Source organism: Novosphingobium subterraneum (assembly GCF_000807925.1).
Lineage (GTDB): Bacteria > Pseudomonadota > Alphaproteobacteria > Sphingomonadales > Sphingomonadaceae > Novosphingobium > Novosphingobium subterraneum.
The window spans coordinates 120,225-140,928 of record NZ_JRVC01000009.1 but is presented as its reverse complement, the minus strand read 5'-3'; the positions used below and the strand labels follow the sequence as shown (position 1 = coordinate 140,928).

The following is a 20,704-nucleotide window of genomic DNA, read 5'->3' as shown; positions in this document are numbered from 1 at the left end:
GAATTCAGTCGTCCAACAACAGCGGGCGACAAGGCCAGTGCCCTCAAGCCAACTTTACAAAGCTATCAATCACCCGCTTCCGCCCCGCGCTTTCGAAGTCGATTTCCAGCTTGTTGCCTTCCTGCTCGGCCACGGTGCCATAGCCGAACTTTTCGTGGAAGACGCGCGCGCCGACGGCGATGTCGCCGCGCGGCTTGGCGGCGAAGCTGGCGGCGCTGCGGGTGGGTTCGGCGATGCGGCGGGGGGCGGGGTTGTAGCCTTGCGCGGCGGCGCGTTGCCAACCTGGGCCGCGCGAGGCGGCGCGGCTGGCACTGGCCTGAGCGACGTGGGCGAAGGGGTCTTCGCGCTCGCTCCAGTTGGCGCGCCACATCGATGCGCCGCCCGAGAGGGTGGTTTCCTCCTCGATGTGCTCGGCGGGCAGTTCACCGATGAAGCGCGAGGGGATCGAGCTGGTCCACTGGCCGTAGATCTGGCGATTGGCGGCGTGGAGGATGGTGCAGCGCCTGCGGGCGCGGGTGATCGCGACGTAGGCAAGGCGGCGTTCCTCCTCGAGGCTGGCAAGGCCGCCTTCGTCGAGCGAACGCTGCGAGGGGAACACACCTTCTTCCCAGCCCGGCAGGAACACGTTGTCGAATTCGAGGCCCTTGGCGGCGTGGATTGTCATGAGCGTGACCTTGTCCTCGTCGGCGGTGTTCTCGTTGTCCATGACGAGGCTGACGTGTTCGAGGAAGTCGCCCAGCGTCTCGTATTCCTCCATCGCGCGGGCGAGTTCGGTGAGGTTTTCGAGGCGTCCGGCGGCTTCGGCAGTCTTTTCCGCCTGCAGGGCGGCGGTGTAGCCGCTTTCGTCAAGGATCGTGCGGGCGAGCTCGGCTGGCACCAACTGCTTGGCGGCATCGCGCCAGCGCGCGAAATCGCGCATCAGCGCGGCGAGGGTGTTGCGCGCGCGGGCAGGCAGTTCGTCGGTATCGAGGATTTCGACCGCCGCCATTGACAGCGGTATTCCCCGCGCGCGCGCGTGGCGGTGGAGCTTTTCCAGCGTCTTGTCGCCAAGGCCGCGCTTGGGAGTGTTGTAGATCCGCTCGAACGCAAGGTCGTCCTGCGGGCTGGCGATCTGGCGCAGATAGGCCAGCGCATCGCGGATTTCGGCGCGTTCATAGAAGCGGAAGCCGCCGACGATGCGATAGCCCATGCCGATCTGGATGAAGCGGTCTTCGATGGTGCGGGTCTGGAACTGCGCGCGCACGAGGATGGCGACGCGATCGAGCGGCGCGCCCTCACGCTCAAGCCGTTCGATGTCCTCGCCGATCCGCCGCGCTTCTTCCGGAGCGTCCCACACGCCGATCACGCGCACCTTGTCGCCGCCATCGACCTCGGTCCACAGCGTCTTGCCGAGGCGTTCGGAGTTCTCCGCGATCAGGCCCGAGGCCGCGCCGAGGATGTGCGGGGTGGAGCGGTAATTCTGTTCGAGGCGGATCACCTTGGCGCCCGGAAAATCCTTCTCGAACCGCAGGATATTGGCGACTTCCGCGCCGCGCCACGAATAGATCGACTGGTCGTCGTCCCCCACCACGCAGATGTTCTTGCGGTTCTGCGCGAGCAGGCGCAGCCACAGGTACTGCACCGCGTTGGTGTCCTGATATTCGTCTACCATCACGTACTTGAAGCGCTGCTGCCATGATTCCAGCACGTCCCGCTCGCGCCGGAAGATGTTGAGCATGTGCATAAGCAGGTCGCCGAAATCGCAGGCGTTCAGCTCGCGCAAGCGGTTCTGGTAGAGCGCGTAGAAGCGCTGGCCCTTGCCATTGGCATAGGCCTCGTTCTCCAGCGCATCGAGATCGCCGGGGTTGAGGCCGCGGTTCTTCCACTTGTCGATCAGCCCGGCGAGCTGCTTGGCGGGCCAGCGCTTGTCGTCGACGCCTTCGGCCACGATCAGCTGCTTGAGCAGGCGCAACTGGTCGTCGGTGTCGATGATCGTGAAGTTGCTTTGCAGCCCCACCAGTTCGGCATGGCGGCGTAGCATCTTGGCGGCGATGGCGTGGAACGTGCCGAGCCAGGGCATGCCCTCCACCGCCGGGCCGATCAGATGCCCCACACGCTCGCGCATCTCGCGCGCGGCCTTGTTGGTGAAGGTGACGCAGAGAATCTCGCTCGGCCAGGCGAGCCGCTGGCGCAGCAGGTTGGCAAGGCGCGCGGTCAGCGCGGCGGTCTTGCCCGTGCCTGCGCCTGCCAGCATCAGCACCGGCCCTTCTGTGGTCATCACCGCCTCGCGCTGGGGCGGGTTAAGGCCATCGAGCCACGCTTCGGCGGTGCTGGGATTCACGGATAGTGGGGAGGACATGCGTGAACAGATAGGGACCAAACGCATTCGGGGCAATCGGCAAAGCCCGATCTTCCAACGCTTTCGATTCGTCGCAGCGGGCCATGCGGACCATCGCAGGCCCGGGAACCGCCGCAGGTCCCGGCGCTTGGCGTGTTACTTCGGGTACAAGAATCAAGATCAGGAGAATCTGATGCGTAACCTTTTTGCAGCGAGCGCCCTTGCGCTTGCCATCGCTTCGAGTCCCTCGTTCGTGGCCGCCCAGTCGACCTCCGCGACAGCAACCGCGACCACGTCGGACACCACCGCTGCAACCACGGCGACCGGCACCTTCTCGCCGACGCCCGACCAGCAGCTTCAGATCGACGCATGGGCCGCCGAACAGAAGAGCAGGTATGCGGCATGGCCCTCCACGTACCAGGAGTACTTCTGGAGCCTCGATGCTGATCAGCAGAAGGGCTGGTGGGCGCTGACCGACGAGCAGAAGGCGCAGATCTATGCCATGACGCCGGAACAACGCACGCAGGTCTGGCCCTCGATCGTGGCGCAGGTTTCCGGCAAGGCAGTGCCGTCATCCGGTGCGATGCCGGCCCAGCCCAATCCCGGCATGGGTACGCCCGCAACGCCAGCCACTCCCGCAGAGCCTGCAACGCCTCCCTCAGGCGGGATGAGCAGCATAGACAGCAGCACTACCGGCAACATGACCCCGCCGCCCGCCTCGGCCATGAACAAGAAGTATCCGGTCTGCAGCAAGACTGTAACCGACAGCTGTCGCAATCGCGGCGGCATCTAAGGGCTACTGACGATCGTCGCGCAATGGGGCGTCGGGAAACCGGCGCCCCATTGCGTGTGCACAGCGGTTGACCCGGATCGCTTGAGACGGAACAACCCGCCCCGCGTACGAGGGGAGGAAGCGCCAAGATGAATCCGATTCGCCAGCATGGTCGCGTTCTGACTGCCAGTCTGGTCGGGACGGCGGTAGAGTTTTACGACTTCTACATCTACGCCACGGCGGCCGCGCTGGTCATAGGGCCATTGTTCTTCCCCACCGAATCGGAGGCAGCACAGACGTTGCTGTCCTTCATGACCTTTGGCCTCGCGTTCTTTGCACGGCCGGTGGGCGCCATTGCCTTCGGCCACTTCGGCGACCGGATCGGGCGGAAGTCAACGCTGGTTGCCTCGCTGATGCTGATGGGCGGCTCGACCTTCCTGATCGCCTTTCTGCCGACTTACGCGATGATCGGCTGGGTCGCACCTGCACTGCTGTGCTGCTTGCGCTTCGGCCAAGGCTTCGGCCTTGGCGGCGAGTGGGGTGGAGCCTCGCTGCTTGCAGTGGAAAACGCGCCGAAGGGGTGGGAAGCCCGCTTTGGCAGCGCGCCGCAGCTGGGCGCCCCACTGGGCTTTCTCTGTGCCAACGGGCTGTTCCTGTTGCTCGGCAAGGGGCTGTCGGATGCCGACTTCGCCGCCTGGGGATGGCGGGTGCCGTTCCTGGCGAGCGCGCTGCTGGTTGGTCTTGGCCTGTGGGTGCGCCTCAAGATCGGCGAAACACCTGCGTTCAAGGAAGCACTCGAGAAGGCAGAGCCGCCCAAGGTGCCGGTCGGTCTGCTGTTCCGCAATCATCTTGGCGCCGTGCTGGCGGGGATCGCGGGCGTGGTCGCGTGCTTTGCGATCTTCTACCTCGCGACGACTTTTGCGCTGTCCTTTGCCACGACCAGGCTCGGTTATGCCAAGCAGGAGTTTCTAGGGCTCCAGCTTGGCGCCAACAGCTTCCTTGCGCTCGGCATTCTGGTTGCGGGGTACTGGGCGGACAAGGCCTCGGCGCGGCTTGTCCTTGGCACCGGGGCGGCGCTGACGATCATCGTCGGCATGATGTTCGGCACCGGCCTTGGCGCGGCATCGCCTTGGGTGGTCTTCGCCACGCTGGCAAGCGCGCTGTTCGTGATGGGACTGGCCTATGGACCGCTGGGCGCCTGGCTGCCGACGCTCTATCCGGTCGAAGTCCGCTACACCGGCATTTCGGTGGCGTTCAACATGGGCGGGATCATCGGTGGCGCATTGGCCCCGTTCGCGGCGGCGTGGCTCGCCGGCATGGGCGGCACGGCCTATGTCGGGCTGTTCCTGACGCTGGCGGGCGCGATGACACTGGCTGGCGTGCAGTTCTCGCCCCGACAGGCGGGTTAGGACTTCAACCGCATCAGCGTGATCAGCGCCTTGCCGACCTTGCGCTCGGCATCGACCTCGCACACGCGCACGTCGGGCACTTCCTTGGCAGCCGTTTCAAGGCAGATCCAGGTCGCCTCGCCGATCCAGCCAAGCCGGGTCAGCCGGTCGATCGCGACGGCGCCTGCGCCGGTACCATAGGGCGGATCAAGCATGACGAGGTCGAGCGGCTGCTTCACCGGGCCGAGGCTGAGCACCGACGAGGCGCGCACATCACATTGCGGGGCGCAGCGCAGGGCCGCGATGTTGGCGCGGATGGTGCGGATTGCGCCTGCGTCCTGCTCCACGAAGATCGCCGATGCCGCTCCGCGTGACAGCGCTTCGAGGCCGAGCGCGCCCGACCCTGCAAAGAGATCTGCGACGGTCAGGTCTTCGAAACTGCCGAGGCGGCTGGCCAGCATCGAGAACAGCGTCTCGCGCGTGCGGTCTGCAGTGGGGCGGGTGGTGTCACCCTCGGGCGCGCGCAGGGGCCGTCCGCGCCATTCTCCGGCTATAATTCTCATTTGGCTTTCAGTGTCTTGCGGAAGCGTTCGACCATGACCTGCGGGATCTCCTCGACCGAGCCGCGTTGCAGGTCAGCCAGTTCAAACGGGCCATAGCTGGTGCGCAGCAGGCGGGAGACTTCCAGGCCGAGATGTTCGAGCACGCGACGCACTTCGCGGTTCTTGCCTTCGGTCAGGGTCAGCTCGATCCACTTGTTGCGGTTGGCGCTGCGCTCAAGATTGGCGTTGATCGGGCCATAACGCACGCCGTCGATTTCGATGCCTTCCATAAGTTCTTCGAGCCGCGCCTGCGTGATGTCCCCGAAAGTGCGGGCGCGGTAGGTGCGGGGAATGCCGGTAGAGGGCAGTTCCAGCGCGCGCTTCAATTCGCCATCGTTGGTCATCAGCAGCAGCCCTTCGGTATTCACGTCGAGGCGGCCGACCGGCATGACGCGCGGCGCGTCCTTGGGCATGGCATTGCGCAAAGCGGTGTAGATCGTCGGGCGACCGGTGGGGTCGCGCTCGGCTGTGATCAGGCCTGCAGGCTTGTGGAAGCGAAACAGGCGCGGAGCAGCTATCGGGCCGACCATCTTGCCATCGACGCTCACCCCCTTGAGGCTGGTCAGCAGCGTGGCGGGCGTGGTCACGACCTCGTCGCCGATCTTGACGCGGCCTTCCTCGATCATGCGTTCCACCTCGCGGCGGCTGGCAATTCCTGCGCGGGCCAGCAGCTTGGCGATGCGATCGCCCTCGCGCTCCGAGCCATCGGCGTTCGGCGCGCGCTTGGCGGGAACGACCGGCTGCGACGTGCGCGGCGCACCGCTGCGCATGGAGAAAGGCTTCTTTTCAGTGTTACCGGGCCGAGGGCTGAACCGCTTCGGCCTGTCGCCACCGTTTCTTGGGGGAAAAGTCATGGGGCAGCCCTTACGCGAGAACGCCTCTTGCGTCACCCCTAGCGCCGCTGGAATTGGCCGCTAGTCTGCCAGCAACATTTGAGGGAGCGCAGTCGTCGATGAGCACCGAGGCCAGTGACCGGAACCTGTGGGACTCGGTGCGCCCCTATCTTGAGAAGGAATCGCTGGCCGCGTTCTTCCTCGGCGTGTCCTCGGGCTTTCCCTATGCAATGATCGGCGCGACGCTGACGACCAGGCTGGCGCAGGACGGGATCGACAAGAAGACGGTCACCGCCTTTACGCTCGCGTTTCTCGTCTACAACCTGAAGATCTTCTGGGCATGGCTGGTCGACGGCGTACATCTGCCGCTGCTCGGGCGGCTGGGGCAGCGTGTATCATGGATGCTGCTGGCCGGATCTCTGGTCATGGCCGCAGTCGCCAACCTGGCGCTGGTCGATCCCTCGGCGGATCTTGGCGCGACGGTGCTGGCGGCCGTGCTGGTCGGCGTCGCGGGGGCGACTTTCGACATCGTGATCGACGCCTACCGCATCGAGACCTTGAAGCCCTACCAACTCGGCACGGGCTCGGGCATGAGCCAGTATGGCTGGCGCATCGGCTCGGCAGGGGCAGGGGCGCTGGCGCTGTTCATGGCGGCGCGTTCCGGCTGGAGCGCGGCCTATCTCGCCTGTGCACTCTTCGCCCTGCCGGCCATGCTGACGGCGCTGATCCTGGGTGAACCCGAACGCCACCGCGAGCCCACCGCGCGCAAGGGCGTGGGCGAAGTCATTGCTTCGATCATCGGGCCGTTTGGCGAGTTCTTCCATCGGCACGGCGCCTGGCTGGTGCTGCTGTTTATCCTTGTTCACAAAGTGGGCGACACGCTGGCGAACCTCACCTTCCGGCTACTGTTCGACGATCTCGGCTTCACCAACGACGAAATCGCGATCTGGGACGTTGGCGTCGGCTTCTGGGCCTACCTGATCGGCGTGTTCATCGGCGGCGTGGCTTATGCGAAGATGGGCCTGAAGCGCTCGGTCCTGCTGGCGCTGGTGCTGATGGCGGTGTCGAATCTTTCCTTCGCGGCGCTTGCGGCGGCTGGCCATTCCAACCTGGGCATGGCCGGTGCGATCGGATTCGAGAACGTCGCCTCGGGCTATGGCGGCGTCGTTGTCGTCGCGTACTTCTCGGCGCTGTGCGACTTGCGCTACACGGCGGCCCAATATGCGCTGATCTCCGCTGCTGCGAGCATCGTCGGCCGCTTTGCCACCGGCACCACCGCAGGCGCTCTGATCGAGGGCATGGGCTACGTGAACTTCTACCTGCTCACCACGGTGCTGGCGCTGCCGGGCATCGTGCTGTTCTGGTGGATGAGCCGCAGCGGCCTTGTCGATGCGGCGATGGGCACGGCGGGCGAGGAGGGATCTGACGCCGATCCTTTCGCCTGATCAGTCCGGAATCTCGTCGTTCAGCCGCAGCACTTCGCCCGCGAGATAGAGCGAACCGACGATCAGCACGTCACCCTCGGGTGGCAAGGCCGCCAGCGCTTCAGGCACCGTGGCAAAACTGCCGACGGGCAGGCTGGTGAACGGCGCGAAGTCAGCAGGCTTGTGCGCATCGTGCCCGGGGGCCGGTACGACGGAGATTGACAGGGCGCGGTCCGCCAGCGGCGCGAGTATCGCCGAGGGGTCCTTGTTGGCCAGCATGCCCATGATCAGGTGCACCGGTGGCTGGCCTTCAAGATGCCGCGCAATGGCACGCCCCGCATCGGGATTGTGCCCACCATCAAGCCAAACGGTGCGCCTGCCTGCCAGATCTGTCAGCGGCCCCGCGCCCAGACGCTGCAAGCGCGCCGGCCACCGCGCATCGACGATGCCCTTGCCGAGCGCGCCCAGCGTCACCTGCACGGCATGCTGGTGCCGGATCATTGCGACTGCCAGTGCCGCATTCTCTGCTTGGTGCGTCCCGGGCAGGGCGGGCAGGGGCAGCGGCAACTCGCCATGCTCGTCGCGATAGAGGATCGAGCTGGCAATCTCGGCATCCCAGTCGCGCCCACGCATGATCAACGGCGCACCGATTCGAGCCGCCGTCTCGGCCACCGAATCGGCGGCGACTTGGCTATAGGCCATCGTCACGAGCGGCACGCCGGGCTTCGCGATGCTGGCCTTTTCGAACGCGATCCGGGCAAGCGGATCGGTCGGCACGCCCTCTTCGGGCGCGAGCAGGAACGCTTCATGGTCCATGCCCAGCGTCGCAATTCCGCAGACCGCAGCGGTCGGCATCACGTTGGTGGCATCGAGCCTGCCGCCAAGCCCGGTTTCGATCACGCAGGCGTCCGCAGGCGTGCGGGCATAGGCAAGGAAAGTGGCGACCGTGGTTACCTCGAAGAAGCTCGGCTCGAGCCCTTCGCCCGCGTCCATCACTTCCTTGAGCAGCGCGGCGAGCAGATCGTCCTCGATCAGCTTGCCGGCGATGCGGATGCGTTCGTTGTAGCGGACCAGATGCGGCTTGGTGGCGGAGTGAACCGTCAGCCCTTCGGCCTCGAGGATGTATCGCAGGTAGGTGCAGGTCGAACCCTTGCCGTTGGTTCCGGCAACATGGAACACTGGCGGCAGGCGGTCCTGCGGATTGCCAAGCCGCGCGCAGAGTTCGCGCACGGTATCCAGGCCAAGGCGCCCCGATGGCAGCGACAGTGCGCCAAGGCGATCAAGCTGCGCCTGCACCGCCGGGTTCTCGGAGATCGCGAAGTCTTTCAAGCAACCCCTCCGTCATTGGCGTTGCCAATGCCACATCCCCATTTGCACTTCGTGAAAACGGGGAGGAACTTTGCTGTTGGTGGAAGGGCCCTTAAGCCGCCGCCTTGCCCGCCATCAGGTAATCGATCACCTGCGCCAGCGTCACCTTCAGGTCGCGGCGGTGGGTGACCATGTCGACCATGCCGTGGGCGTGGAGGTATTCGGCGCGCTGGAAGCCTTCGGGCAGCTTCTCGCGGATCGTGTCCTGGATGACGCGCTGCCCCGCAAAGCCGATGAGCGCACCGGGTTCGGCAATCTGCACGTCGCCCAGCATCGCGTAGGACGCGGTCACGCCGCCGGTGGTCGGATCGGTCAGCACCACGATGTAGGGCAGGCCTGCCGCACGCAGGCGGGCGATGGCCACGGTCGAACGCGGCATCTGCATCAGGCTGAGGATGCCCTCCTGCATGCGCGCGCCGCCTGCTGCGGTTACGGCCACGTAGGGGCACTTCTCCTTGATCGCGCGCTCGCATCCGGCGACGAAGGCATTGCCCACGGCCATGCCCATCGAGCCGCCCATGAACGCGAATTCCTGCACGCCGACCACGGCTTTCTGCCCTTCGATCCTGCCGAAGGCATTGGTCAGCGCATCGGCATGGGGATTGGCAGCGCGGGCGGCCTTCAGGCGATCGACGTACTTCTTGCTGTCGCGGAACTTGAGCGGGTCTTCCTTGACCTTGGGCGCGGGCAGCAGCTCGTAGCCAGCGTCGAGCAACTGGTCGAACCGTGCGTCGGCACCAATGCGGCCGTGGTGGTCGCAATAGGAGCAGACCGAGAGGTTGTCCTCATAGTCCTTCGTGAACAGCATTTCGCTGCACGAAGGGCACTTGATCCACAGGTTGTCCGGCGTGTCCCGCTTCGGCGTGAAGGGAAGCGCGTTGCGGACCTTGTTGAGCCAGCTCATACGAGTTCCTTGCGGGCAGAGTGGACGGCGGCGGCAAGCGCAGCGGTGAGTTCCTTCACCGGGCCAGCGGCATCCGCACCATGCTTGGCGACGAGATCGATGAAGGCCGATCCGACGACAACGCCATCGGCAACCTTGGCAATGGCCCCGGCCTGTTCGGGCGTGCGCACGCCGAAGCCGACGGCAACCGGAATCGTCGCCGAAGCCTTGATCCGCGCCACGGCCTCTTCGATGGACGATTGCGCCGCCTGCTGCATGCCGGTGATCCCGGCGACCGAGACGTAGTAGAGAAAGCCGGACGAACCTTCGAGCACGGCGGGCAGCCGCGCATGGTCGGTTGTCGGCGTGGCGAGGCGGATCAGTGAAACGCCGGCCGCGCGCAGGGCAGGGCCAAGTTCGGCGTCTTCCTCTGGCGGAATGTCGACGCAGATCACGCCATCGACGCCCGCCTTGACGCATTCGGCGGCGAACCAATCGGCGCCACGGATGGTCATCGGATTGGCATAGCCCATCAGCACCAGCGGCACGTCCGGGTGACGCGCGCGGAATTCGGTGGCGATGCGCAGGATATCAGCCGTCTTGGTGCCAGCGCCAAGGCTGCGCAGATTGGCCAGCTGGATCGCCGGACCATCGGCCATCGGATCGGTGAAGGGCATGCCCAGCTCGATCACGTCCGCGCCGCCTTCGACGAGAGCATCGAGGATGGAAGCGGTGGCGCCTGGCGTCGGATCACCGCCCGTGACGAAAGTGACGAGGGCCGGGCGGCCCTTGGCGAAGGCGGAGGAGAGGCGGGTCACAACGAAACTCCCAGATGCTCCGCCACCGAGAAGATATCCTTATCCCCCCGACCGCACAGGTTGGCGAGGATGATCTGGTCCTTGTCCATCGTCGGCGCGAGCTTCTTGACGGCGGCGATGGCGTGGGCGGGTTCCAGCGCGGGGATGATGCCTTCGGTGCGGCAGAGCAGCTGGAAGGCGTCCAGGGCTTCCTTGTCGGTCACCGAGGTATAATCGACGCGGCCGATTTCCTTGAGCCATGAATGCTCGGGCCCGATGCCGGGATAGTCGAGGCCCGCCGAGATCGAGTGGCCTTCGGTGATCTGGCCGTCTTCGTCCTGCAGCAGGTAGGTCTTGTTGCCGTGGAGGATGCCGGGGCGTCCGCCTGCGAGCGATGCAGCGTGCTCCTTGTCCAGCCCATGGCCCGCCGCTTCCACGCCGAGCATCTTGACGCTGGCATCATCGAGGAACGGGTGGAAAAGGCCGATGGCGTTCGAACCGCCGCCGATGGCCGCGACCAGCACGTCAGGCAGGCGTCCGGTGCGGGCGAGCATTTGCGCGCGCGCTTCCTTGCCGATCACGCTCTGGAAATCGCGGACGAGTTCCGGATAGGGGTGGGGACCTGCGGCAGTGCCGATGATATAGAACGTGTTGTGCACGTTCGCCACCCAGTCGCGCAGCGCCTCGTTCATCGCATCCTTCAGCGTGCCCGCGCCCGCGGTGACGGGCACGACTTCGGCGCCCAGCAGCTTCATGCGGAACACGTTGGGCTTCTGCCGCTCCACGTCGGTTGCGCCCATGAAGATCACGCAAGGCAGGCCGAAGCGCGCGCAGACCGTGGCGGTGGCGACGCCGTGCTGGCCCGCGCCGGTTTCGGCGATGATCCGCGTCTTGCCCATGCGCATGGCGAGCAGGATCTGGCCGATGCAGTTGTTGATCTTGTGCGCGCCGGTGTGGTTCAGCTCATCGCGCTTGAACCAGACCTGGGCGCCGCCCAATTCCTCGGTCAGCCGGGGCGCGAAATAGAGCGGGCTCGGTCTGCCAACATAGTGTTCGAGCAGATCGTCGAACTCGGCCTGGAACGCCGGGTCGGCCTTGGCCTTGCGATATTCCTGCTCGAGATCGAGGATCAGCGGCATCAGCGTTTCGGCGACATAGCGACCGCCGAACTGGCCGAAGTGGCCGCGTTCGTCGGGCTGGTTGCGGAAGCTGTTGGGAGTCTGCGCGTTCATGGGCTCGCGCTTGGCAGAGCCTTTGCGGAAAGTCCAGATTTGCAATGCCTGCGCCTTTGGGGCAGGGGCGGTGCAAGGATACCATGCTGCATTGCGGCAACCTGCACGATCCGTTCATGTGCGGGCAATCTTGATCAGACTAGGGCGTCCTTGCAACGTCGTGAAGGCGGCTCCGAAAGGGGTCGCCTTTTGGCGTTATAATAATGGCCAAGTAATTCTCGAAAGTATCTGCGATTGTTAGGCTGCCGAATGTTGCAGCTATGTCACATCCTCGGATGGATTTGAATTTCTTGTGACTTTCGTCATTGTCTCCGAACTGGACCGGTTCTACCTGCCGCCTCGCCACCTTCACAGAAGGGGCCAAAAAGTCAGGAGTAAAATCTATGCGTCTGGTTCTTATCTCTCTCGCAGCCTCGCTTGTTGCTGCTACCCCGGCTCTCGCCAACGAAACCCGCGTCGAAGCACGCGGCGGCGTTGCATGGAGCGATGGTGAAAGCGAAGCAATCGCTGGCGTGGCCGCTGGCTACGACTACGACCTCGGTTCGACCGCATTCGTCGGCGCCGAAGTTTCGGCTGACAAGCTGCTGACCGAAGGCACCAAGGTTTCGTTCGGCTTCAACGGCCGCGTCGGTGCGAAGATCGCCGAAGCTGGCAAGCTCTACGCTGTTGGCGGTTACAACACCGAATTCTGCGACCTGTGCGATGGCACCTGGACTGCCGGCGCTGGCTACCAGCACTCGTTCGGCAAGTTCTACGGCAAGGTCGAGTACCGTCACTTTTTCGTGAAGGACAGCACGATCGACGTCGACGCAGTTGCTGTCGGCCTCGGCGTGAAGTTCTGATCGAACTTCGCCACAAGCGAAATGAAGCGGGCGGCCTCGAAAGAGGTCGCCCGTTTTCGTTTGGACGCGGGATATTATGTGTCAGGCAGTCCGCGCGTTGAAGCAGAAGGTGCGAATGCGGTCGGCATCCTTGACGCCCGGAGCGCTCTCTACGCCAGACGACACATCGATCAGCGACGTGCCGGTGCCGCGCACGGCCTCTGCCACGTTCGCGGGCGAAAGCCCCCCGGCAAGCCCCCATGGCAGCGGGCCCTTGTAGGCACGCAGCAGGTCCCAATCGAACGCAAGGCCAAGGCCACCGGGTAGCGCCGCGCCCTTTGGCGTCTTGGCATCGAACAGGATGAAGTCGGCAACACCGGCATAGGCATCGGCCTTGGCCACGTCGCCCGGGCCTGCCACCGAAATCACCTTCCACACCGACTTGCCGAAACGGGTGCGAATTGCCGCCGCCCGCGCCGGGTCTTCCTTGCCGTGCAGTTGGATTGCGTCGAGCCGGGCCGCGGCCACGGCATCGCCCAGAGCCGCATCATCGGCATCGACGAACACGCCGACGCGGGTCAACCGGCCTTCGGCCTGCATGGCCAGGGCCGGAGCATCGGCCAGCGCAAGAAAGCGCGGGGAGGGCGGGAAGAAGTTGAATCCGACATGGCTTGCCTGCGCCTCGATCGTGGCGGAAAGCGCGTCGCGGGTGGTCACCCCGCAGATCTTGATGGACGGTCCAGGCATGAGCGGCGCGTTAGGAGAGGCGCGCCGCCCATGTCAATCAGGCCTCAGGGCGCCAGTTCGTAGCTGACGTTGACGGTCACGGTCATTTCAAGCTCGCCTGCGGCCACTGGCGAAGCGCTTTGCACCATGGCCTTTTCTGCCCGGGCGAACATCACGGGCGGCTGCGGCGGCGCCCAGCCACCGTTTTCGCTGATCGAGAGCACGCGGACAACGCGCAGCCCTGCGGCCCTGGCATAGAGATCGGCCCGCGCCCGCGCCTTCTTCATGGCTTCGAGCCGCGCCTCGTCGAGTGCACCATCGGGGCTGTCGATCTGGAAGGTGGGGCCGTTGACCTGATTGGCACCGGCCGAAACCAGCGTATCGATGACCTTGCCGTACTGGTCGAGCTTGCGCTGGCGGACCGAGACCTGGTTGGTCGCCTGATAGCCGATGATCACCGGATCCTGCTGTTCGAAGGAGCCGTCGGGCAGGCGCTTGGGCTGGCCATAGACCGGGTTCACCGAGAGGTTGCTGGTCTGGATGTCGCGCTCGGCGATGCCGGCTTTCTTCAGGGCGGCGATGACAGCGGTCATCCGCTGCGCATTCTCGGTCAGCGCTTCGCCCGCTGTCTTGCCCTGCGTGGTGACGCCGGCGTTGAACACGGCGAGGTCAGGTGTGCGGGCGGATTTGCCCTCTGCCGAGATGTTGAGCAGGGTGTTTCCAGCGGCGACGACGGGCCCGGACGAGACGGCCTGCGCGTGCGCACTCTGCGCAAGGCCTGCGCCGGCGAGCGCGACCAGCGGCAGTGCGGCAAGAACGGTAGCGGATTTGAAGAACTTCACGGGGCTTGTCTCCTGATGGATTGCGGCAAGACTTGCCCAGTCCAACTGTCGCACACCTGAACTGGTGCCCGGTTAAACGCGAAACCCCGGATTAATCCTTCGCGGTTATGTGATGTTCATGTTGGGTGGGGGGAATACATGAAGCGTTCGGGGCTGATTCTTGGAGTTGCACTGGCCAGTCTGCTTGCTGGATGCGCCGCCGAGCCTGACGAATATCCGCTCAGCCGCAAGCAGGCATACGACAAGCTGCTCTCTGCCCGCATCGCGTCGTCCGGAGACGGGCCGTTCTTCCGGTTGCGGACGACCATCACCGGCAATGGCGGCTCCGAAGTCACCTATGATGCCCTGGGCGACATGGCCCACCGCGTCTGCCACATGCACCTGACCGAGCTTGAGCCCGAGCTGACCAAGGTCAAGGTGACCTGCGAGGGCGGCGGCGCCGGGGAAGGCGCAGCGGCAGGCATGGCCCACAACATGATCCGCAACCGCGTGATCGAACTGGTCGATGCCACGCTGAAGGACCGTCCATTCAACCCGGAGCTTGCCGGGGGCTCGACTGCCTACCGCTGGCCAAGCGACGGTGTTGATGGCAGCTTTGCAGGGGCTGCAGGCAAGGCGCTCAAGCAGGATGCCGAAATGCACCGCGACATTGCTGAGGCCGAGCAGGCTGCGAGCGAGGCACAGGCCGAAGTGCCGAGCGATTATGGCGATTCGGCTGCCGGTTCGGAACCGTCGCCCGAATAGACCGCTCAGCTAAGGTCTTTCTCAAGCACGACCATGCGGAACGGCACGGCCTCGCCATTGGGGAACGGCCGCGTCTCGCCGCTGCGCGCATACCCGCGGCGTTCGTACCAGGCGATCAGTTCGGGCCGCGCGTCGATGACGGTCATTTCCATGAGCCGCGCGCCGAACACTTCGCTTGCCATATCCTCGGCATCGGCAATCAGTGCGCGGCCCAGGCCTTCGGCCTGAAGGTCGGGATCGACGCAAAGCATGCCGAGATAGGCGCGGTCCTGGCCCACATCGGTGATCGTTACCGTGCCTGCCAGCGCTCCGTCGATCTCGGCGAGCAGCACCCTCGATGATGTCGAGGCAATGGTCTCGGCGAGTTCCGCGTCGCTCGTGCGTTCATCGTCGAGCAGGTCGGCCTCGTGCGTCCAACCGCGCTTGGCGGTGTCACCGCGATAGGCTTTCTCGACCAGCGCCCGCAGCGCTGGCACGTCCCCAGCCTTGGCCAACCGAAAGCGGATCATGGGGTCAGAGCGTTGCCTCGATCGCGCGCGCGGCGGCGACCGGGTCTTCCGCGCGGCTGATCGGGCGGCCGATCACCAGCACGCTGGCGCCCGCATCGCGTGCGGCGCGAGGGGTGACGGCGCGCTTCTGGTCGCCCAGCTTGCCGTCGGCAGGGCGCAGGCCCGGCACCACGAAATAACCGTTCTTCCAGCGCTTGTGGATCGCTCCGACCTCATGCCCCGAACAGACGATGCCATCGAGCCCAGCTTCCTGGGCGAGGTCGGCAAGGCGAAGCGCCTGGTCATGGGCCGAGCCGCCAACGCCCATCGCCGCCATGTCGCTGTCGTCCAGGCTGGTCAGCACGGTCACGGCGACGACCTTGGTATGCTCCCCTGCCGCCGCCTTGGCATCCTCCATCATCGCGCGGCCACCGCCGGCATGGATCGTCACGATCGCCGGTTCGAGCACATGGATCGACTGCATCGCGCCCGCCACCGTGTTCGGGATGTCGTGCAGTTTCAGGTCGAGGAAGATCGGCAGGCCCACCTTGGCCACCTCGTGCACGCCATGATGGCCGTGCGCACAGAAGAACTCGAGCCCCAGCTTCAGCCCGCCGACGTGGCCCTTGACCTTCTTGGCAAGCGCGATGGCGGCGTCGAGCCGGGGCAGATCGAGGGCAAGGTAGATCGGGTTGCTCACGGGGTCTCGCTCTTGAGTGTATCCGCGTCACGCGCGGTTTCGAGATTGGTCGACGACAGCGAAGGCGCGGCCCTGGCGCCAAGCGATGCCTCGAGGTTGGCAATGCGCCGCGTCAGCCGCCAGCGCGTCGTCCGGTACAGCAGCCAGGTCGGCACGAGACCGAGCAGGAAAGCAAGGATCACCAGCGCGGGCAGGCGGGTCTCCAGCAGCAGGCCTTCCCAGATGCGGACCTCGACCGGTTGCCAGTTGGCTGCGGTGAACGCAGCCAGCACGCCAACGACGAGTACCCAGAAAATCGTGCGCAGCATCCTCATGCCTTTCGCTCCGTGAGCCACCCGTCCTGCCCCGATGATTAGGACAGGTTAAGTCTCTTGGCGAGTCCCGGCAGGAAGGGGCTCAGGCTTCCCCGAACACCCGCGCGAAGATCGTGTCGATGGCCTTGAAGTGGTAATCGAGGTTGAACTTCTCCTCGATCTGCTCCGCGCTCAGCACCGCAGCGACCTCAGGGTCCGCCTTGAGCAGTTCCATCAGCGAAAGCTGGCCGTCCGATTCCCACACCTTCATCGCATTGCGCTGCACCAGACGGTAAGAAGCGTCGCGCTCCAACCCGGCCTGGGTCAGCGCCAGCAGCACGCGCTGCGAGTGGACAAGGCCGCCCATCTTGTCGAGATTCTTCTGCATCCGCTCGGGGTAGATCACGAGCTTGTCGACCACCGAGGTCAGGCGGGCGAGTGCGAAATCGAGCGTGATCGTCGCGTCCGGGCCGATGAAGCGCTCGACCGAGGAGTGCGAGATGTCACGCTCGTGCCACAGTGCCACGTTCTCCAGCGCCGGGGTGACGGCCGAGCGGACCATGCGGGCAAGGCCTGTGAGGTTCTCGGTCAGCACCGGGTTGCGCTTGTGCGGCATCGCCGACGACCCCTTCTGGCCGGGCGAGAAGTATTCCTCCGCCTCGAGCACTTCGGTACGCTGCAGGTGGCGGATTTCCACGGCAAGGCGTTCGATCGACGAGGCGATGACGCCGAGCGTCGCAAAGAACATCGCATGACGATCGCGCGGAATCACCTGGGTGGAAACCGGCTCGACCGCAAGGCCCAGCTTGTCGGCGACGTATTCTTCAACGGAAGGATCGATGTTGGCGAACGTGCCGACCGCGCCCGAGATTGCGCAAGTCGCGACTTCCGCCCGCGCGGCGACAAGGCGCGCACGGCAGCGGGTGAACTCGGCATAGGCTTCGGCGAGCTTCTTGCCGAAGGTGGTCGGCTCGGCATGGATGCCGTGGCTGCGGCCGATGGTCGGGGTGTACTTGTGTTCGAACGCGCGGCGCTTGATCGCCTCGAGCAGGGCGTCCAGATCGGCCAGCAGCAGGTCCGAGGCACGGGCGAGCTGTACGCTGAGCGTGGTGTCGAGCACGTCCGAGCTGGTCATGCCCTGGTGCATAAAGCGGGCTTCGGGGCCGACCTGCTGCGCCACCCAGTCAAGGAAGGCGATGACGTCGTGCTTGGTCACGGCCTCGATCGCGTCGATCGCGGCGACGTCGATGGCGGGGTTGGTCGCCCACCAGTCCCACAGTGCCTTGGCGCCCGAAGGCGGCACCACGCCCAGTTCGCCCAGCTTTTCGGTGGCGTGCGCTTCGATCTCGAACCAGATGCGGTAGCGGGCTTCCGGCTCCCAGATCGCGGTCATTGCGGGGCGGGCGTAACGGGGGACCATGTTCGACTCCGTGAATCTTGGCGCGGCAGGCTTCGCCGGGGCCGCTAGGGGCAAGGGGGCCGGAACGCAAGGGGCGAGGCGTCAAATCGGCCCGATCCGCTCCAGCATCCGGGCAATCACCCGGTCTGCTCCATGCGGGGTGAGGTGGGTGTCGTCAAAGTAGAGCGCTTTGCCGTGCTGCACGATGTCGCAGGCCTGCGGCCCGCACAGCACCTCTTGCGGATCGAAGAATCTGACGCCCGGGTGCGTTGCGGCGTAGCGCGAAAGCAGGGGGTTGATCCGGTACCCTTCCGCATCTTCGCGCGGCAAATGCTGCGGGCAGCGGGCGTTGACTAAGGCCAGGCACCGCATGTACCCGCCAACCATCTCGGGGCCCGCAGAAGCAGCGGTCGGCACGCTGCCGATGATCACGATTCGCGTTGCTGCAGGCAGGCTGGCCCGCAACTGGTCCAGCGCTGCCTCGAGGCGGGGCCATCCGTCCCTTGAAGCGCGACCGAAGCGATGAAAATCCGAAGGGTCGAACAGCGCGCGGTCCCACCGATTCGCGATTATCACCACGGGAATAGCCCGCTGGCGCACCAGGCCGGCCAGAGCCGTGTAATGCTCGACGCAAGCCGAAGCCTCGCTGGATGCATAGCTGTAGTTGGTCACGCCCGGCAGGGAGAAACAGCCTGCCTGGGTCAGCATTGCCCCTTCGCCCGCGCGTGCCGCCAGTACGTGAACATATTGGCGGGCATGGCTGTCGCCGAACAGGATGTATGGAACAGGCACCCCTGCAGGAGGCATGTGTTCGACCGGCTGGGGCAATGCAGCCGGATAGGCCAGCAGGGCATTGCGCCGGGCAGCGCTGGCCGGTTCCAGTTTCCCGAAAGCGCCAGCGGCACCAATGCCGAGGCAAAGCGCCAACCCGGCAATGCAGAACGCGGCCAGCGCCTTGCGTGAAGCCAGCATCCGACGCTCGCGCACCGGACGCTCGACAAGGTGCAGCGAACCAAACCCCAGCAGGACCGAAAAGGCGACCGCAGCTGCCGTCAGCCAGATCGGCGGCGTCCCCAGCCATTGATAGCGCGCAAATGCCAGAAGCGGATTGTGCCAGAGATAGAGGCCGTAGGAGGCACTGCCGATCGCCACCAGCGGGCGGAGCGACAGCATGCTGCCGACAGCATTGTCCGGCCGCGCATGGCGGAGGAGGAGTGCGGTGCCCAGAACGGGCAGCATCAGCCGCCAGTCCGGTGCGCTCGCCGCCTCGACGAAGGCTAGCCCCGCCAGAACCAGTGACAGGCCGGAAAGGGCCAGCCACGGGTTGGTCCGACCTTGCGGCAAGGCCATGCAGAATGCACCGAGCAGAAGCTCCCACGCGCGTGTCGGCAGATAATAGAAGGCGATGGTCTGGTGGCTGCCCGCCAGGGCGAGGCAACCGGTGAGCGATAGGGCTGCCACTGCGGCAAACCAGGGATGCAGGCGCCTTTGGCCTGCCCACCACAACAGCATCACCAGCGCGGGAAACAGGATGTAGAACTGCTCTTCGACCGACAGGCTCCAGGTGTGGAGCAGGGGCTCGAACCCCTCGTCATCGTCGAAGTAGCCCGAGCCCCGAGCGAACATCATGTTCGAGGCGAAGACTGCGCTCGCTCCCATCCCTTTGGCGAACCGGCGAAAATCATCGGGGATCATCACCAGCCACGCGCACAGCAGACTGGCGAGAAGCATCGGAATCAGCGCTGGAAGGATGCGGCGGGCGCGGCGTTCATAGAAGTCTGCAAGGCTGAAGCGCCCTTGCTTCAGATCGGACAGGATCACGCCGGAGATCAGGTAGCCGCTGATCACGAAGAACACGTCGACGCCCACGAAGCCGCCGCCGAATCCCGGCGTGCCGGCATGGAACAGCACCACCGGAATCACGGCAAGCGCTCTCAGCCCTTCGATTTCGCGCCTGTATTGCAAAACTGCCCGCCCAACCGTCCTGAGGACCACGATGGCCAAACCCGGCCGATCACGCAATTCCTGTTACGCTGCCGGTGTCGTGGTGCCGGTGTCGTAGTGGAGGTGTCGTGGTGAAGATTGCCGGACCCGTCGCCAGGCCATTGCACGAGATTGCATCGACGGCGGCCGCGCTATATCCGCGTCAGCGCATATTGCACGGAGAATGCACATGGCTCGCAAGGTTCTGGTCCTCGTCGCACTTGGCTGTTCACTGGCCCTCGCGGCCTGCAACACCGTCCAGGGCATCGGTCGCGACATCGAATCGGTCGGCAAGGCAGGCGAGAAGGCGATCTGATCCACTAGATCAGGCCCTGTGCCTTGAGCGAGGTATAGCCTTCGCGCCCGATGACGATGTGGTCGTGCACGGTCATGCCCATAAGGCGCGCGGCTTCCGTGATCTTCTGCGTAACCTGAATGTCGGCCCGGCTGGGTTTGGGGCTGCCCGAAGGGTGGTTGTGGACGAGGATCATCGCGGCCGCCCCCACGTCGAGCCCCTTCTTTACCACCTCGCGTGTATAGATCGGACTTTCGTCCAGCGTGCCATCGCCGACCAGATGGTCGAGTATCAGCATGTTCTGGGTGTTGAGATAGAGCACCCGCACCCGCTCCACGTTGAGATGGGCCATGTCGATGTGCAGGTAATCGAGGAGAGCCTGCCAGTTAGAAAGCACCGGCTGTTCGCGGACGACCGTCCTCGCCAACCTGCGTGCGGCAAGCGCGACGATCCGCAGCGCGGCCGCGCTGGTCTCGCCCATGTTGGGATGCAGCGCCAAGGCTTGTGGATCGGCGGTGAGCACGCCTGCCAGACTGCCGAAACGCTGGATCAGCGAACGTGCGATCGGCTTGGTGTCGATCCTCGGCCGCGCCACCATCAGCAGGTATTCGATCACCTCATGGTCGGCTAGGGCGTCTTCCCCGCCGCTCATCAGACGCTTGCGCAGACGCGCGCGATGGCCGCTGGCATCGCCGCCATCGAAGCTTGTCTTGCTGCCGCTTTCGCCGTTCCGTTCAGGAAAGAGTCCGGTTTGATCCGTCATTGATCCTATCCGGGCACCACTTCGGCGCTCAAGT

General features: G+C 65.1%; 21 protein-coding genes. 6 read left to right on the top strand and 15 right to left on the bottom strand.

Annotated features, from left to right (window positions below; genetic code table 11):
- Positions 1-43: 43 nt before the first annotated feature.
- A complete protein-coding gene (locus tag NJ75_RS10840) occupies positions 44-2,338 on the bottom strand; it encodes an ATP-dependent helicase (RefSeq protein WP_039334309.1) in 2,295 nt (764 codons plus the stop codon).
- A 172-nt stretch (positions 2,339-2,510) separates the two neighbouring features.
- Here NJ75_RS10840 and NJ75_RS10835 point away from each other — a divergent pair, with 172 nt between their 5' ends.
- Together NJ75_RS10835 and NJ75_RS10830 are read left to right on the top strand one after the other, a co-directional pair.
- Entirely contained in the window at positions 2,511-3,110 is a 600-nt protein-coding gene (locus NJ75_RS10835; protein ID WP_039334307.1) for a hypothetical protein, read from the top strand.
- A 128-nt stretch (positions 3,111-3,238) separates the two neighbouring features.
- Positions 3,239-4,498, top strand: a complete 1,260-nt coding sequence (locus NJ75_RS10830) for an MFS transporter (RefSeq protein WP_039334306.1) — start codon at positions 3,239-3,241, stop codon at positions 4,496-4,498.
- Here NJ75_RS10830 and rsmD read toward each other — a convergent pair.
- Together rsmD and NJ75_RS10820 are read right to left on the bottom strand one after the other, a co-directional pair.
- The gene (gene rsmD / locus NJ75_RS10825; RefSeq protein WP_039334304.1) at positions 4,495-5,040 is read right to left on the bottom strand and encodes a 16S rRNA (guanine(966)-N(2))-methyltransferase RsmD; all 546 of its coding nucleotides are present in this window, start codon (positions 5,038-5,040) and stop codon (positions 4,495-4,497) included. The two genes, NJ75_RS10830 and rsmD, sit on opposite strands and share 4 nt — an antisense overlap.
- The gene (locus NJ75_RS10820) at positions 5,037-5,849 is read right to left on the bottom strand and encodes a pseudouridine synthase (RefSeq protein WP_230487686.1); all 813 of its coding nucleotides are present in this window, start codon (positions 5,847-5,849) and stop codon (positions 5,037-5,039) included. Before NJ75_RS10820 ends, rsmD begins: the two co-directional genes overlap by 4 nt.
- Positions 5,850-6,031: 182 nt before the next feature.
- Here NJ75_RS10820 and NJ75_RS10815 point away from each other — a divergent pair, with 182 nt between their 5' ends.
- Positions 6,032-7,357, top strand: coding sequence for an AmpG family muropeptide MFS transporter (locus tag NJ75_RS10815; RefSeq protein WP_039334300.1), 1,326 nt, complete (start codon positions 6,032-6,034; stop codon positions 7,355-7,357).
- Here the strand turns inward: NJ75_RS10815 and NJ75_RS10810 are convergent, their stop codons facing one another.
- From NJ75_RS10810 to trpB, 4 genes are all read right to left on the bottom strand, one after another.
- Positions 7,358-8,665, bottom strand: coding sequence for a bifunctional folylpolyglutamate synthase/dihydrofolate synthase (locus tag NJ75_RS10810; protein ID WP_039334298.1), 1,308 nt, complete (start codon positions 8,663-8,665; stop codon positions 7,358-7,360).
- 91 nt (positions 8,666-8,756) lie between these two features.
- On the bottom strand, positions 8,757-9,608 hold the full coding sequence (gene accD / locus NJ75_RS10805) for an acetyl-CoA carboxylase, carboxyltransferase subunit beta (RefSeq protein ID WP_039334295.1): 852 nt from the start codon (positions 9,606-9,608) through the stop codon (positions 8,757-8,759).
- Entirely contained in the window at positions 9,605-10,405 is an 801-nt protein-coding gene (gene trpA / locus NJ75_RS10800) for a tryptophan synthase subunit alpha (RefSeq protein ID WP_039334293.1), read from the bottom strand. Before trpA ends, accD begins: the two co-directional genes overlap by 4 nt.
- Positions 10,402-11,616, bottom strand: a complete 1,215-nt coding sequence (gene trpB, locus NJ75_RS10795; protein WP_039334290.1) for a tryptophan synthase subunit beta — start codon at positions 11,614-11,616, stop codon at positions 10,402-10,404. The genes trpA and trpB overlap by 4 nt, the downstream gene beginning before the upstream one ends.
- A 383-nt stretch (positions 11,617-11,999) precedes the next feature.
- On the opposite strand from trpB, the gene NJ75_RS10790 reads away from it, so the two are divergent.
- Positions 12,000-12,458, top strand: coding sequence for an outer membrane protein (locus NJ75_RS10790; RefSeq protein WP_039334288.1), 459 nt, complete (start codon positions 12,000-12,002; stop codon positions 12,456-12,458).
- Between the two features lie 81 nt (positions 12,459-12,539).
- Here NJ75_RS10790 and NJ75_RS10785 read toward each other — a convergent pair whose 3' ends face one another.
- Both NJ75_RS10785 and NJ75_RS10780 read right to left on the bottom strand, forming a co-directional pair.
- Complete coding sequence (locus NJ75_RS10785; RefSeq protein ID WP_039334286.1) at positions 12,540-13,184, bottom strand: phosphoribosylanthranilate isomerase; 645 nt, start codon at positions 13,182-13,184, stop codon at positions 12,540-12,542.
- 44 nt (positions 13,185-13,228) lie between these two features.
- Entirely contained in the window at positions 13,229-14,005 is a 777-nt protein-coding gene (locus tag NJ75_RS10780; RefSeq protein ID WP_039334283.1) for an SIMPL domain-containing protein, read from the bottom strand.
- A 138-nt stretch (positions 14,006-14,143) separates the two neighbouring features.
- On the opposite strand from NJ75_RS10780, the gene NJ75_RS10775 reads away from it, so the two are divergent.
- Positions 14,144-14,749, top strand: coding sequence for a hypothetical protein (locus NJ75_RS10775; protein WP_039334282.1), 606 nt, complete (start codon positions 14,144-14,146; stop codon positions 14,747-14,749).
- 5 nt (positions 14,750-14,754) lie between these two features.
- Here NJ75_RS10775 and NJ75_RS10770 read toward each other — a convergent pair whose 3' ends face one another.
- The 5 genes from NJ75_RS10770 to NJ75_RS23320 all read right to left on the bottom strand — a co-directional run bounded on the left by NJ75_RS10770 (position 14,755) and on the right by NJ75_RS23320 (position 19,594).
- The gene (locus tag NJ75_RS10770) at positions 14,755-15,258 is read right to left on the bottom strand and encodes a GNAT family N-acetyltransferase (RefSeq protein WP_039334280.1); all 504 of its coding nucleotides are present in this window, start codon (positions 15,256-15,258) and stop codon (positions 14,755-14,757) included.
- 4 nt (positions 15,259-15,262) lie between these two features.
- Complete coding sequence (gene pyrF / locus NJ75_RS10765) at positions 15,263-15,937, bottom strand: orotidine-5'-phosphate decarboxylase (protein ID WP_039334278.1); 675 nt, start codon at positions 15,935-15,937, stop codon at positions 15,263-15,265.
- Positions 15,934-16,251 carry a lipopolysaccharide assembly protein LapA domain-containing protein gene (locus NJ75_RS10760; protein WP_039334276.1) on the bottom strand — a complete coding sequence of 106 codons (318 nt, stop codon included), beginning with the start codon at positions 16,249-16,251 and terminating at the stop codon, positions 15,934-15,936. Before NJ75_RS10760 ends, pyrF begins: the two co-directional genes overlap by 4 nt.
- A gap of 82 nt (positions 16,252-16,333) precedes the next feature.
- Positions 16,334-17,650: an adenylosuccinate lyase gene (gene purB, locus NJ75_RS10755; RefSeq protein ID WP_039334274.1), complete on the bottom strand. Its 1,317-nt coding sequence runs from the start codon at positions 17,648-17,650 to the stop codon at positions 16,334-16,336.
- A gap of 81 nt (positions 17,651-17,731) precedes the next feature.
- A complete protein-coding gene (locus NJ75_RS23320; protein WP_169745716.1) occupies positions 17,732-19,594 on the bottom strand; it encodes an acyltransferase family protein in 1,863 nt (620 codons plus the stop codon).
- A 208-nt stretch (positions 19,595-19,802) separates the two neighbouring features.
- Here NJ75_RS23320 and NJ75_RS23755 point away from each other — a divergent pair, with 208 nt between their 5' ends.
- The gene (locus NJ75_RS23755; protein WP_082013356.1) at positions 19,803-19,928 is read left to right on the top strand and encodes an entericidin A/B family lipoprotein; all 126 of its coding nucleotides are present in this window, start codon (positions 19,803-19,805) and stop codon (positions 19,926-19,928) included.
- 4 nt (positions 19,929-19,932) lie between these two features.
- Here the strand turns inward: NJ75_RS23755 and radC are convergent, their stop codons facing one another.
- Positions 19,933-20,670, bottom strand: coding sequence for a RadC family protein (radC, locus tag NJ75_RS10745; protein ID WP_039334272.1), 738 nt, complete (start codon positions 20,668-20,670; stop codon positions 19,933-19,935).
- Positions 20,671-20,704 lie beyond the last annotated feature (34 nt).

What these genes read in the sequence shown, in the direction of transcription:
- NJ75_RS10840 (WP_039334309.1), bottom strand. Translation starts at nt 2,338, where the DNA reads ATGTCCTCCCCACTATCCGTGAATCCCAGCACCGCCGAAGCGTGGCTC.
- NJ75_RS10835 (WP_039334307.1), top strand. Translation starts at nt 2,511, where the DNA reads ATGCGTAACCTTTTTGCAGCGAGCGCCCTTGCGCTTGCCATCGCTTCG.
- NJ75_RS10830 (WP_039334306.1), top strand. Translation starts at nt 3,239, where the DNA reads ATGAATCCGATTCGCCAGCATGGTCGCGTTCTGACTGCCAGTCTGGTC.
- rsmD (WP_039334304.1), bottom strand. Translation starts at nt 5,040, where the DNA reads ATGAGAATTATAGCCGGAGAATGGCGCGGACGGCCCCTGCGCGCGCCC.
- NJ75_RS10820 (WP_230487686.1), bottom strand. Translation starts at nt 5,849, where the DNA reads ATGCGCAGCGGTGCGCCGCGCACGTCGCAGCCGGTCGTTCCCGCCAAG.
- NJ75_RS10815 (WP_039334300.1), top strand. Translation starts at nt 6,032, where the DNA reads ATGAGCACCGAGGCCAGTGACCGGAACCTGTGGGACTCGGTGCGCCCC.
- accD (WP_039334295.1), bottom strand. Translation starts at nt 9,608, where the DNA reads ATGAGCTGGCTCAACAAGGTCCGCAACGCGCTTCCCTTCACGCCGAAG.
- trpB (WP_039334290.1), bottom strand. Translation starts at nt 11,616, where the DNA reads ATGAACGCGCAGACTCCCAACAGCTTCCGCAACCAGCCCGACGAACGC.
- NJ75_RS10790 (WP_039334288.1), top strand. Translation starts at nt 12,000, where the DNA reads ATGCGTCTGGTTCTTATCTCTCTCGCAGCCTCGCTTGTTGCTGCTACC.
- NJ75_RS10785 (WP_039334286.1), bottom strand. Translation starts at nt 13,184, where the DNA reads ATGCCTGGACCGTCCATCAAGATCTGCGGGGTGACCACCCGCGACGCG.
- NJ75_RS10775 (WP_039334282.1), top strand. Translation starts at nt 14,144, where the DNA reads ATGAAGCGTTCGGGGCTGATTCTTGGAGTTGCACTGGCCAGTCTGCTT.
- NJ75_RS10770 (WP_039334280.1), bottom strand. Translation starts at nt 15,258, where the DNA reads ATGATCCGCTTTCGGTTGGCCAAGGCTGGGGACGTGCCAGCGCTGCGG.
- NJ75_RS10760 (WP_039334276.1), bottom strand. Translation starts at nt 16,251, where the DNA reads ATGAGGATGCTGCGCACGATTTTCTGGGTACTCGTCGTTGGCGTGCTG.
- purB (WP_039334274.1), bottom strand. Translation starts at nt 17,650, where the DNA reads ATGGTCCCCCGTTACGCCCGCCCCGCAATGACCGCGATCTGGGAGCCG.
- NJ75_RS23755 (WP_082013356.1), top strand. Translation starts at nt 19,803, where the DNA reads ATGGCTCGCAAGGTTCTGGTCCTCGTCGCACTTGGCTGTTCACTGGCC.
- radC (WP_039334272.1), bottom strand. Translation starts at nt 20,670, where the DNA reads ATGACGGATCAAACCGGACTCTTTCCTGAACGGAACGGCGAAAGCGGC.